The sequence below is a fragment of the Gemmobacter aquaticus genome, from assembly GCF_007859075.1.
GTDB lineage: Bacteria > Pseudomonadota > Alphaproteobacteria > Rhodobacterales > Rhodobacteraceae > Gemmobacter > Gemmobacter aquaticus.
Window position 1 is genome coordinate 99,251 of record NZ_VOAK01000023.1, and the last position, 11,989, is coordinate 111,239.

14 protein-coding genes are annotated in these 11,989 nt (G+C 64.0%); 8 read left to right on the forward strand and 6 right to left on the reverse strand.

The genetic code is table 11. From position 1 onward, the window contains the following. Positions 1-20 precede the first annotated feature (20 nt). Positions 21-1,373, forward strand: coding sequence for a S41 family peptidase (locus tag FQU74_RS15015; protein WP_146287294.1), 1,353 nt, complete (start codon positions 21-23; stop codon positions 1,371-1,373). Positions 1,374-1,408: 35 nt separating this feature from the next. After that, a complete protein-coding gene (locus FQU74_RS15020; protein WP_146287295.1) occupies positions 1,409-1,891 on the forward strand; it encodes an RNA pyrophosphohydrolase in 483 nt (160 codons plus the stop codon). Between the two features lie 82 nt (positions 1,892-1,973). On the opposite strand, the gene FQU74_RS15025 is transcribed toward FQU74_RS15020, so the two are convergent. From FQU74_RS15025 to FQU74_RS15035, 3 genes are all read right to left on the reverse strand, one after another. Continuing rightward, the gene (locus FQU74_RS15025) at positions 1,974-3,251 is read right to left on the reverse strand and encodes a bifunctional folylpolyglutamate synthase/dihydrofolate synthase (RefSeq protein ID WP_146287296.1); all 1,278 of its coding nucleotides are present in this window, start codon (positions 3,249-3,251) and stop codon (positions 1,974-1,976) included. 92 nt (positions 3,252-3,343) lie between these two features. Then, positions 3,344-4,240 (reverse strand): acetyl-CoA carboxylase, carboxyltransferase subunit beta, encoded by an 897-nt coding sequence (gene accD, locus FQU74_RS15030; RefSeq protein ID WP_146287297.1) that lies wholly within the window; start codon positions 4,238-4,240, stop codon positions 3,344-3,346. A gap of 87 nt (positions 4,241-4,327) precedes the next feature. Beyond that, entirely contained in the window at positions 4,328-4,786 is a 459-nt protein-coding gene (locus FQU74_RS15035; protein WP_146287298.1) for a heme-degrading domain-containing protein, read from the reverse strand. A gap of 175 nt (positions 4,787-4,961) precedes the next feature. Between FQU74_RS15035 and FQU74_RS15040 the strand changes: the two genes are divergently transcribed. The 3 genes from FQU74_RS15040 (at position 4,962) to msrB (ending at position 6,639) form a co-directional block, all read left to right on the forward strand. Continuing rightward, on the forward strand, positions 4,962-5,735 hold the full coding sequence (locus tag FQU74_RS15040; RefSeq protein ID WP_146287299.1) for a DUF6478 family protein: 774 nt from the start codon (positions 4,962-4,964) through the stop codon (positions 5,733-5,735). A gap of 19 nt (positions 5,736-5,754) precedes the next feature. Then, complete coding sequence (locus FQU74_RS15045) at positions 5,755-6,135, forward strand: hypothetical protein (protein WP_229704419.1); 381 nt, start codon at positions 5,755-5,757, stop codon at positions 6,133-6,135. A gap of 63 nt (positions 6,136-6,198) precedes the next feature. Then, positions 6,199-6,639, forward strand: coding sequence for a peptide-methionine (R)-S-oxide reductase MsrB (msrB, locus tag FQU74_RS15050; RefSeq protein WP_146287300.1), 441 nt, complete (start codon positions 6,199-6,201; stop codon positions 6,637-6,639). Positions 6,640-6,670: 31 nt separating this feature from the next. Here msrB and map read toward each other — a convergent pair whose 3' ends face one another. Beyond that, positions 6,671-7,480 carry a type I methionyl aminopeptidase gene (gene map, locus FQU74_RS15055; RefSeq protein WP_146287301.1) on the reverse strand — a complete coding sequence of 270 codons (810 nt, stop codon included), beginning with the start codon at positions 7,478-7,480 and terminating at the stop codon, positions 6,671-6,673. A gap of 126 nt (positions 7,481-7,606) precedes the next feature. On the opposite strand from map, the gene FQU74_RS15060 reads away from it, so the two are divergent. From FQU74_RS15060 to FQU74_RS15070, 3 genes are read left to right on the forward strand one after another with little or no spacing between them, the layout of a single operon-like run. After that, the gene (locus FQU74_RS15060) at positions 7,607-8,326 is read left to right on the forward strand and encodes a competence/damage-inducible protein A (protein ID WP_146287302.1); all 720 of its coding nucleotides are present in this window, start codon (positions 7,607-7,609) and stop codon (positions 8,324-8,326) included. Then, positions 8,323-9,030 (forward strand): GNAT family N-acetyltransferase, encoded by a 708-nt coding sequence (locus FQU74_RS15065; protein WP_146287303.1) that lies wholly within the window; start codon positions 8,323-8,325, stop codon positions 9,028-9,030. The genes FQU74_RS15060 and FQU74_RS15065 overlap by 4 nt, the downstream gene beginning before the upstream one ends. A 3-nt stretch (positions 9,031-9,033) precedes the next feature. Beyond that, the gene (locus FQU74_RS15070) at positions 9,034-9,972 is read left to right on the forward strand and encodes an OmpA family protein (RefSeq protein ID WP_146287304.1); all 939 of its coding nucleotides are present in this window, start codon (positions 9,034-9,036) and stop codon (positions 9,970-9,972) included. A 7-nt stretch (positions 9,973-9,979) separates the two neighbouring features. Here the strand turns inward: FQU74_RS15070 and FQU74_RS15075 are convergent, their stop codons facing one another. After that, positions 9,980-10,885, reverse strand: a complete 906-nt coding sequence (locus FQU74_RS15075; RefSeq protein WP_146287305.1) for a LysR family transcriptional regulator — start codon at positions 10,883-10,885, stop codon at positions 9,980-9,982. 313 nt (positions 10,886-11,198) lie between these two features. Then, on the reverse strand, positions 11,199-11,969 hold the full coding sequence (locus FQU74_RS15080) for a hypothetical protein (RefSeq protein WP_146287306.1): 771 nt from the start codon (positions 11,967-11,969) through the stop codon (positions 11,199-11,201). Between the last annotated feature and the right edge of the window lie 20 nt (positions 11,970-11,989).

Genomic DNA, 11,989 nt, shown 5'->3' on the forward strand with positions numbered 1-11,989 from the left:
CCATGAATATGAGGCAGTTGATGAAGAACTACATGATCGCCGCTTTCGCCGGCACCGTGGCCGGGGTTCTGGTAACGACCCAGGTCGCCGGACCCATGCTTGCGCAAGAGGCGAACAAGGATGCCTCGATCTACGAACAGCTTGATCTGTTCGGCGATATCTACGAGCGCATCCGCGGCCAGTATGTCGAAGAAGTGGACAGCAAGAAGCTGATGGAGGCGGCCATCAACGGCATGCTTACCTCGCTTGACCCGCATTCAAGCTACATGCCCGCCGATGACTTTGACGACATGCAGGTGCAGACCCGCGGTGAGTTCGGCGGCCTCGGCATCGAGGTGACGCAAGAGGACGGCTTCATCAAGGTTGTGACCCCGATGGATGACACCCCGGCCGCCAAGGCCGGGATGCAGGCGGGCGACTTCATCACCCATGTCGATGGGGAAAGCGTTCTGGGCCTGACGCTCGACCAGGCGGTTGACAAGATGCGCGGCGAGGTGGGCTCGGAGATTGTGGTCACGGTCGTGCGCGAGGGGACACCCGATCCGTTCGATGTCTCGATCATCCGCGACACGATCAAGCTGACCGCCGCCAAAGGCCGCGTCGTCGGCAATGCCGTCGTCGTGCGCCTGACCACCTTCAACGACCAGACCTTCACGGGCCTGGAAACCGAACTGAAGAAGGCCGTGGAACAGGCCGGTGGCATGGACAAGGTCAGCGGCCTTGTGCTTGACCTGCGCAACAACCCCGGCGGCCTGCTGAACCAGGCGATCAGCGTCTCAGACGCCTTCCTCGATAAGGGCGAAATCGTCTCGACCCGTGGCCGCAACCCGCAGGATGGCGAACGCTTCAACGCCGAGCCGGGCGACCTGATGGCTGGAAAACCGATCGTCGTGCTGACGAACGGCGGCACAGCGTCAGCGTCCGAGATCGTGGCCGGTGCCCTGCAGGACCATCGTCGCGCGGTGGTCGTGGGCACCAAGAGCTTTGGTAAGGGCTCGGTTCAGTCGGTTGTCCCGCTGCGGGGCGATGGCGCCATGCGTCTGACAACGGCGCGCTACTACACGCCCTCGGGCCGCTCGATCCAGGCGCTTGGCATCTCGCCCGACATCGTGGTGAACCAGCCGACCAAGGCTCCGGGCGAGGAAGGAACCGAGGCCGCAGCCGCCGAGGCCGCAGCCAAGGCACGCGGCGAGGCCGATCTGCGCGGCGTTCTGTCGAATGACAGCATGACCGAGGATGAGAAGCGCCAGTACCAGAAAGAGCAGGAACTGGTCGCCGAGGCCGCCAAGCTGCGCGATGAGGATTATCAGCTCGCCTATGCGGTCGACATCCTGCGCGGCGCCGCCGCGATCACCGTGCAGCCGGAAGAGTAAGGGGACGGGGGCGGCAACGCCCCCGGATACTGCCGATGACAGTCGACGCTACCCTCCTGCCCTATCGCCCCTGCGTGGGCGTGGTGATGATCAATCGCGACGGGTTGATCTTTACCGGCAACCGCAAGGACAGCCATATCCCCGCCTGGCAGATGCCGCAGGGCGGGATTGACGATGGCGAGAAGCCCCGCAAGGCGGCGCTGCGCGAGTTGTGGGAAGAAACCGGCGTGACCGACGACCTGGTCGAATTCATCGCCAAGACCGATGACTGGGTCACCTATGACCTGCCGGCCGAGCTTCTGGGCAAGGTCTGGGGCGGCAAGTATCGCGGCCAGCGCCAGAAATGGTTCCTGTTCCGCTTTCTTGGTCAGGATGATCAGGTCAATATCGCGACCGAACATCCCGAATTCGACCGCTGGCAATGGAGCCGCGCGGACGAGATGATTGCCTCGATCGTGCCCTTCAAGCGCGCGGTTTACGAAGAGGTCGTCCGCCAGTTCAGGCCGCATCTCGCCTGAACACCGGGACTGTCACTTCCTCTTGGCACAAATACCTTGGGGGTGAGCGCGGCACGCGCGAGGGGGCAAGGCCCCCTTGCCATCAGCCGTTCTCGCGCAGGACCGTTCCAGCCAGATAGAGCGACCCGCAAATCAGCACCCGCGCATTCGGGTCGTCTTGTGCGATTTCCGCAAGTGCGGTCGCAACCGACGTTGCAGCGCTTGCCTTGATGCCCGCGGCTTGCGCCGCCTCGGCCGTCACAGCGGCGGGCAGCGTATTCGCCTCACCGGGGATCGAGACGGCATGCAGGCTTTGCAGATGGGGGGCCAGCGGGCGCAGATACCCACCGATGTCTTTTGTGTTCAGCATCCCGCAGATCGCATGGGTCGGACGCGGCGCCATGGCAGAAAGCGTCGCCGCAATCGCTTCGCCCCCGGCGGGATTGTGACCGCCATCGAGCCACAACTCCACCCCCGGCGCGCTATCGACCAGCGGGCCGTGTTTCAGGCGCTGCATCCGGGCGGGCCAGTAGGCGCGGCTCACCGCAGCCTCGCAGGCCTCTTCCCCAAAGCCGAGATGGCGTAGCGCGGCCACGGCTGCGCCCGCGTTCTGGATCTGGTGCGGCCCCGGCAGATTGGGCAGCGGCAGGTCCAGAAGGCCGTTCTCGTCCTGAAAGATCATGCGGCCCCGCTCGACCGCGACATGCCAGTGCTGGCCGTGCACCAGAAGGGGGGCACCCAGACGTGCGGCGCGCGCCTCGATCACGCTCAAGGCGGCCTCATCCTGTGGACCAACGACGCAGGGCACACCGCGCTTGATGATACCCGCCTTCTCTCCGGCAATCTCGGGCAGGGTCTCACCCAGATATTGCTGATGGTCGATCGAGACCGGCGTGATGATGGTCAGCCTAGGCTGATCCACCACATTTGTCGCGTCAAGCCGTCCGCCAAGACCCACCTCAAGCAGGGTGAAATCGGCGGGTGTCCGGGCAAAGGCCAGAAGTGCCGCGCAGGTGGTGATTTCGAAGAAGGTGACCTCTTCGCCGCCATTCGCCACGATACATTCATCAAGCAGGGCCGAGAGCGCATCCTCCGAGATCAGCTCGCCTGCCAGCCGGATACGTTCATGAAACCATGCCAGATGCGGCGAGGTATAGGCATGCGCGCGCTGGCCCGCCGCCTCGATCCCCGCACGGATCATCGCCTGTGTGCTGCCCTTGCCGTTTGTTCCCGCCACATGGATCACAGGCGGCAAGCGCCGCTCCGGGTGATCGAGCGCCGCGAGCAGGCGATGCACCCGGTCCAGCGTCAGATCAATGATCTTGGGGTGAAACGCCATCATCCGCTGCAAAAGCGCATCGGAACGGGTGGTATCAGTCATCGTAAACCTCGCAGTCGGATACGGCACCTCTATCTGGCCGCGCGCACCTTTCGGGCGCACGACCGCAAGCGGCGCAAAGGGCTACGAAAGCGTCAGGCTTTTGCCGGATCGACTGCCGGCAGATCGCCGCGCACCGCCGGGCTCTGGCGCATCAGCATACGCAGAATGGTCGCGAGTTCGTCCTTCATCGCCTTGCGATGGGTCACGCGGTCCAGCATGCCGTGATCCAGCAGATATTCCGCGCGCTGGAACCCTTCGGGCAGCTTCTCGCGGATGGTTTGTTCGATCACACGGGGGCCTGCAAAGCAGATCAGCGCATTGGGCTCGGCAATCTGCACATCGCCCAGCATGGCGTAAGACGCCGTCACCCCGCCCGTCGTCGGGTGTGTCAGCACCACCACATAAGGCAGCCCCGCCTCTTTCAGCATCTGCACGGCGACTGTCGATCGCGGCATCTGCATCAGCGACAGGATACCCTCCTGCATCCGCGCGCCACCCGCAGCCGCAAAGAGCACAAGCGGGCGCTTCAGCTTTACCGCGCGTTCGGCCGCCGCGATGATGGCATTGCCCACATACATGCCCATCGAGCCGCCCATGAAGGCAAAGTCCTGCCCGACGGCGACCACCGGGGTGCGATAGATCTCGCCCTCGGCAACCAGCATGGCATCGCGCTCACCCGTGGTCTTCTGCGCAGCCTTCATCCGGTCGGGATATTTCTTCTGGTCGCGGAAATGCAGCGGGTCGGCAATCGGTTCGGGCACCTTGACCTCGACGAACACACCGCCGTCGAACAGCGCGGCAAAGCGTTCGCGCGGGGTGATCGCCATGTGATGGTCGCAATGGGTGCAGACGTTCAGGTTATCTGCCAGTTCGCGGTGGAACAGCATGGTCCCGCATTCCGGGCATTTCGTCCACAGGTTCTCGGGCACCTCGCGGCGCGAGAACAGCGAATTGATCTTCGGGCGGACGTAGTTCGAGATCCAGTTCATTCAGGCTGGCCCTTTGCGCGGTTTTGGCATTGGACATAAGGCCACACCCGCAGGAATGCAATCATTGCGCGGCGGGCATGGCGGACCTCAGGCCTCATTCGCGAGCAACGCCTTCAACCCGCGCACCACCAGACGGTGATCCTCAAGCTGCGGCAGGCCCGAGACAGTTGCCACAGCGACCATACCCGTCCCTTTGACGTGTATCGGCACGGCGCCACCGTGATCCGCGTAATCAGAGGCGGCCAGCCCCTGATCGGCCAATGTCCGGCCACTCCGTCGCATGCGTTCGCCGACCAGAAGCGAGGCTGCCTGAAAATGCAGCGCCACATTGGATTTCCGGCGTGCCCAGGCATCATTGTCGGGCGAAGACCCCGGAAGCGAGGCGTGGAACAGCGTGCGGTTCGCGGTGCGGATATCGATGACGACGGGAAGCTGCGCGTCGAGTGCGGCCTTCACCAACCAATCCCCGAGACGCAGTGCCGCAACTTCGTCAAACGCGGGCAGAAGCAAGCTCTTTGATTCAACCTCTAGTAAACTGATGTCCAAATTGCTCTCCTTTCAATGATTGCCCGAGTCTAAAGCCTCAAAGGCTGTGCACAAGGTACAATTCCCCCAGCTTGGTCCCCCGCGACCGGCAGTTTTCGCTGGCAGCGCATCAACCCAAGGCGGTAAGACCCGGATCAGCCTACAGCGAATCGTCCCCAAGGGGCGCCAGGAATTGATGACCGGAACGCGCGAGCCGCTTCTTGACCGCATGGCCCATCGCCGCATGCTGCGGCGATGGCAGGCCTTGGCCCGCGCCGCCGAAGAAGCTGCCCCCGGAACCTTGCGCGAACTGCGCCAACGCGCCCGTGATGCCCGCCGTCCGCTGGACCAGATCATCGCCACTGCCGACCGTCGGCTGGGTTTGCTGCCGGCCCGCGCAGCAGAGACACGCCATCCGCCGGGCACTGACTGGTTCTGGCGCCCCGATCCGTGGATAGCGCCCCTACCCGATGCCGGATGGGCACCGCTTGCGCCACGCCAGCCAATCGGGGCACAGACTGCAACCTTTCACGACTGCCCTTTGGGCGAGATCGCGCTTCGCCAACAGCGAGGCACAGGTACAAGGGAAACCGCGCCGCATACCCTTGCAATCGAGATCTATGGATTCAGCGGCAGTTTCCTTTCGCTGGTCGTCGATTTCCCGCCCGAGGGTGTCGCAGATCTGGGCACGCGGCATATCGTACAGCTGGACCTGACCCTTTCATCGGAACGCCCCCAGACCACTTATGCCCGCCTGCAGGCGAGACACGGGCCGAATGTGGCGCAGATCCTGCAGACCGTGCCAGCGGGGACCGGCACCCATCGGGTTGAGTTCGACCTAGCCTACTCTGGTCTTGAAGATCGGCCCGTCGAACATGCCTGGCTCGACCTGATCTTCGAAAAGCCGCAGATGACCGCCATCACCTTGCACGACTTGACGCTGTCGCGCCGTCCGAGGGCCGGGTTCTGATGGCGCGTAGGGTGATGCGATGACACAATCCATGCTGACGCCGCTACGACTGCGCGCCGGGATCTGGGAGGGAGTGTTGACCACCCCGACCGCAAATCCACGCATCGAGGCGCTGTTTCAGGGCACGCCACTGCCCGATCTTCATGTCACGGCCTTGCCGGATCAACCCGGCTGCCACATCGTCAAGCTGGCGCTGCCATCAACGCTTATCTCGGACGGGGTGCAGACAGTGATCCTGCGCGATGCCGAGACGCGGCAGACGCTTGGCCATATCGCTGTTCAGGCCGGGATTGCGCCTGACGACGACCTGCGCGCCGAACTTGATCTGCTGCGGGCAGAGCTTGACCTTCTGAAGCGCGCGTTCCGCCGGCATTGCACCGAGAGCGGGCATCAAGACTGATCGCCGCATCTGGACTTTCCGGCGCGAAACACCAGATTCGCCTTGAAACCCCGGAGACGCGCCATGACCCGATTTGCCAAGACACCCGAGGCCCTTGCCCGGCTGACCCCCGAACAATACCGCGTGACGCAGGAGAACGGCACCGAGCGGCCCTTCACCGGAGAATATGACCACCATTTTGAACCTGGCATCTATGTCGATATCGTTTCGGGCGAGCCGCTGTTCTCTTCGGCCCAGAAGTTCGACAGCGGCTGTGGCTGGCCTGCCTTCGCCCGCCCGATCGAACCGGCCCACGTGGTCGAAGTGCGCGACATGACACATGGCATGATCCGCACCGAGGTCCGCTCAGCCGATGGCGACAGTCATCTGGGCCATGTCTTCCCCGATGGCCCGCGGGCATTGGGCGGCCTGCGCTACTGTATCAACTCGGCCAGCCTGCGCTTCATCCCGAAAGACCGGATGGAAGCCGAGGGCTATGGCGCCTGGCTCGATCAGATCGACTGATTAGATCGACTGAGCGGACCCTGGGGGCGCCCTACTCCCACGTGCGGAAGAACTTGCCGGCGGGAGACAGCGTGAAGATCTCGCACCCGTCGGCGGTCACGCCCACGGAATGTTCGTACTGGGCCGACAGCGACTTGTCGCGGGTCACGGCGGTCCAGTCGTCGGCAAGGATCTTCGTCTCGGGGCGGCCAAGGTTCACCATCGGCTCAATCGTGAAGAACATGCCCTCTTCAAGCACGGGGCCAGACCCGGCGCGGCCATAATGCAGCACATTCGGCGGCGCGTGGAAGACCTGCCCCAGCCCGTGCCCGCAGAAATCGCGCACGACGGACATGCGGTTCGACTCGACATAGGCCTGAATGGCATGGCCGATATCGCCAAAGGTATTGCCGGGCTTCACGGCGGCAATGCCGCGCATCAGGCCTTCATGGGTAACCTCGATCAACCGTTCGGCCTTGCGGCCCAACTGACCGGCAGCATACATCCGGCTCGTATCGCCGTACCAGCCGTCGACGATCACCGTCACGTCGATGTTCAGGATATCGCCGTCGGCCAGAACCTTGGCCCCCGGAATTCCGTGACAGACCACATGGTTGACGCTGATACACGAGGCATGCTGATACCCCTTGTAGCCGATGGTGGCCGAGGTGACACCACGACGGTGCACTTCGTCGGTGATGAAGGCATCAAGCTCGGCCGTGGTGACGCCAGGCTTCACAAGGGGCGCAACCAGATCGAGGATTTCGGCCGCGACCTGCCCCGCCGCGCGCATGCCGGCAAAATCCGCTGGATCGTGGATCCGGATCCCGTTCTTGTTGACGCGGCCACGCAGTTCCTTCACGGCGCTGTCCCTTTCATTGCAGATTGGCCCTGTAGATATATCCAGAAGCGTCATTTGGCCAGACCCGGGGCTTTGATTGCGCCGCCGACGCGCTATACCATGGATCCGACGCAAGCGGAGACTGCAATGACCCACCCCACCGCCGCCATGCTGGTAATCGGCGACGAGATCCTCTCTGGCCGCACCCGCGACAGCAACCTTCACCATCTGGCCGGAGAGTTGACGCAGCACGGCATCCGCCTGATGGAGGCGCGTGTGGTTGCCGATGACCATGCCGACATTGCCGCCGCCGTGAATGCGCTGCGGGCGCGGTGGGATCATGTGTTCACCAGTGGCGGGATCGGGCCGACGCATGACGACATCACGGCGGATGCGATCGCGGCGGCCTTTGGCGTCGGCATCTCGCACCGGGCGGATGCGATGGCACTGCTACAGGCACATTACGACCGGGCAGGCCTGCCGTTCAACGAGGCACGCCAGCGCATGGCCCGCATCCCCGACGGCGCGACACTGATCGACAACCCGATCAGCACCGCGCCCGGATTCACGCTGGGCAACGTGCATGTCATGGCGGGCGTTCCCAACATCTTTCAGGCCATGGTTGCAAGCGTCCTGCCCGGCCTGACCGGCGGCGCGCCACTCCTCAGCCAGTCCCTGCGGGTGAACCGGGGCGAAGGGGAAATCGCCGGCCCCTTCGGCGCGCTCGCGGCCGAGTTTCCGGACCTGTCGATGGGCTCTTACCCGTTCATCCAGAATGGGGCGCATGGCACCAATCTGGTGATCCGCGGCACCGACGCAGGGCGCATTGATGCGGCCATGACCCGGCTTTGCGCGCTTGTCGCATGACACCTGCTGAGCTTGCCACCGTGATGGACCACACTTGGCCCGCAGCGCGGCAGGTTCAGGTTGGCCCCTGCACGCTGCGGATCGGTGCGGGTGGCGGCCAGCGTGTCAGTGCGACCAGCCTGGAGGGCGATTGGCAAGAGGCTGATCTTGATGCCGCCGAGGCCGCAATGGATGGGGCAGGACAGCCCCGGCTATGGGTGGTGCGGCAGGGACAGATCGCGCTCGACGCTGCACTGGCCGCGCGTGGCTACCGCATCAACGATCCGGTCGTGGCCTATGCAGCGCCTGTGGAGCAAATCGCCGCCGAGGTCAGCCCGATGGCAGCTTTCCTTCACTGGCCACCACTCGCCATCGCCCGCGATATCTGGGCAGAGGGCGGGATCGGGCCCGCGCGCGTCGCAGTGATGGAGCGGGTCACCGGGCCAAAAACGGCCATCCTGTCGCGGGCCGATGACACACCATCGGGCGCGGCCTTTGTCGCGATCTGCGATAAAACTGCAATGCTGCATGCGCTGGAGGTGCGTCCCGACATGCGGCGCCACGGATCCGGGGCGGCGTTGCTTCATGCGGCGGCGAACTGGGCGCGGGATCAGGGCGCGCAAGTCTTCAGCCTTGTCGTGACCGAGCGGAACGCTGCGGCCCGAAAGCTCTATGAAAAGGCCGGTCTTCAGCAGGTCGGCGGCTATCACTACAGGGTGCTATAAGTGATGCGGCGTTTCGTCATGCTTGCCTTGGGTCTTGCCTTTGCGCTGCCCGGCCATGCGCTGACACCCGATTTCGGGGCAGCGGCGCAGTTGACCCATCAGGACACCGAAGAGGCCACGTCCGCCCGCATCGCAACCGGCGCCTGGGCATCCGGCGTGGTGCCCGAGCGTCTGGTCGAGGGGAATGTCGAGACTTTTGCCTGGAAGATCGAGACGGACGCGACAACCCATGCCCTGATGACGCGACTGGCCGCGCAGTTGCAGGCCGAAGGCTGGACCACGCTGTTTGCCTGCGAAACAAGGGCCTGTGGCGGCTTCGATTTTCGCTATTCCCTACCCATCGTGCATGAACCCGACATGCACGTCGATCTGGGCGACTTCCGTTATCTGGCTGCCGAACGCGAAGGGGCGGTGCTCTCGCTGCTGGTCAGCCGTGCGCGGCAGAACGCCTTTGCCCAGATGACGCTGGTCGCACCCGGCGCGATCGAGGTCACGCCCACGCCAGAGCGGCAGACGCCCGAGGATAGCGCACCGGCGGCCTCGGCTGGGTCAAGTGATCTTGCGCCCCGGCTCTTGCAGCAGGGCAGTGTGGTGCTGGACGATCTGGTGTTTGCCTCGGGCAAGGGGCAGCTTGCGCCGGGCGACTACCCGTCGCTGCGCGCGCTGGCTGATTTCCTGCAGCAGAACGCCGCGGCTGAAATCGCCCTTGTCGGTCATACCGATGCGACCGGCAGCTTGCAGGGCAATATCGCGCTGTCGCGCGACCGCGCGCAGGCCGTGCGGCAAGCACTGATCGACCTCGGCGCCCCGGCCGGGCGCATTGCTGCCGAAGGCGTCGGCCATCTGGCACCGCTGGTGTCGAACCTGACGCCAGAGGGGCGCGCGAAAAACCGAAGGGTCGAGGCCATGCTGACCTCGACCCGGATCGATGCCACGCCCTGAGCGCGGATTACCAGTTGTCGGGACCCTTCTCGATGAAGCGCCGGGCCAGAAAATCAATGAAAGCCCGCACCTTGGGCTGGGTAAAGCGGCCCGGTGGATAGACTGCGTAGATGCCCAGCATCTCGACCGGCAGACCCGGAATCGCCTCTTCGACCTGGCCCTTGCGCATTGCATCGGCGTAAAGGAACGACGGCAGATACGCGATGCCCAAGCCCGCGATGGCTGCATTCAGCAGCGACTGCCCGTCATTCACCGTCAGCCATCCGTTCGAGCGGACCTGGCGCCGCTCGCCCGAGGGCGCGGTCACCTTCCAGACATTGCCATTGGCCTGATTGGAGTAGTGCAGAAGCTTGTGCTCGTTCAGATCGTCGATCTTCATCGGACGCCCGAACTTCTGGAAGTAGGACGGCGCGCCGATCATCCGCTTGGAGGTCTCGGTCAGCTTGCGCGCACGCAGGCTCGAATCCTCCAGTTCCCCGACACGAATCGCCATGTCGAAACCTTCGGAGATCAGTTCGACGTAGCGGTTGTTCAGCACCATGTTGACGGTGATCTCGGGGTATTCCTGCAGGAACTCTCCCAGAACCGGCGAAAGAAGGTTCACGCCGAAATCCGTGGCGACCGAGAGGCGCAAAAGCCCCGAGGGCGCCGATTGCATGGAGGTGACCAAGGCATCCGCCTCACCTGCGTCATTCAGCACCCGGCGGGCACGATCATAATACGCCAATCCGATCTCGGTCGGGCTGACACGGCGTGTCGTGCGATTCAGAAGCCGCGCCCCAAGACGGGCTTCAAGCGCCGAGACGTGTTTCGAGACGGCGGATTTGGAAATCCCCATCTTCTTGGCCGCATCCGTGAACCCCCCCTGATCCACGACGGTGGCGAAGGCTTCCATCTCGGTCAGTCGGTCCATGGCTGTCCCCCTCGCGGCTCGAGCTTTCTACCCTGATCTCTGACGCCGGAATCGGGCGAGATCGGGGCAAGGACGCGACGAGTTAGGGGTTTTGTGAGGGATCGTTGGTGGCACGGAAACAAAAGAGGGGGGCGCCAACGCGTATCCAGACCTTCGGATGTCAGCCAAGAATCACGCAATGAAGAACCGGGCGACACGTGCTCCGAGGCCGAAAGCCTTGAAACAACACCGATATTTTCGTTTATTTCTAGATGGTTAATTGGAACTGGCATTTCCTGACACCCGGTCGGGATGAAACGGCTTCCAATACCGCTCAGGTCTTTCGGAAGATGCGGATACGGTCATTTCGACGCGCAGGTCCAGCGGGGGTGGCCGCTGCCCCGTTTGTCAGCGGCGTCAACGCCATATTCAGCCGCAACAACCGATCGCCCGGGCCTGCACCATGCAGGCTGACCATCGTCCCTGCAGCCCGCACGCGGCCTGCCTCGGCAAAGTCGGCCTCAACGCTCAGCCTGTTGCGGCCGTCGGGCTCTTCGATCCACATGCGCAATTCAGACAGCGGGCGGAACCCGCCATGGCTGCCCAGAAACATGCCCGGCGGCGCGATCTGCCCGCTGGTCGGGTCTTGCAGCATGATCCGGGGGCGGCCAGAGCGCGGCGTCAGCATCAGCCCGCCGATCGCCAGATCGGGCGTGTCGCCCTCGACCCACGCGCCAAAGCGGGCCGCGCGGTCGCCGTAGCCCGAAAGGTGAACGACATAGTCTGCGCCCAGTCGTGTATCGGGGGCGGGATCGGGGCCACGCTGCGAAAGATAGGTCAGGTCGATGCCGCCGCGCGGCCTGCCATCTGCCCGTGGGGTGGAGATCTCGATTCCCAGAACGGCGGGTTGGCCGCAGCGGATCACGCAGAATTCGCCCGGCTCGGTCAATGCGCCCGACAGGTTCCCCGGCTCGAACATCAGCGTGACGGCATGGCGCGATGCCGCAGGCACGATTGGCCGGATGATCGCATCGGCGGCCTCGCCTTCGGGAGCAACAAAGGTCAGCGTCAGGATGCCCGGCTGCAACTTCACGGTTTCATACATGGCTCAAACTCTCTGGTCGC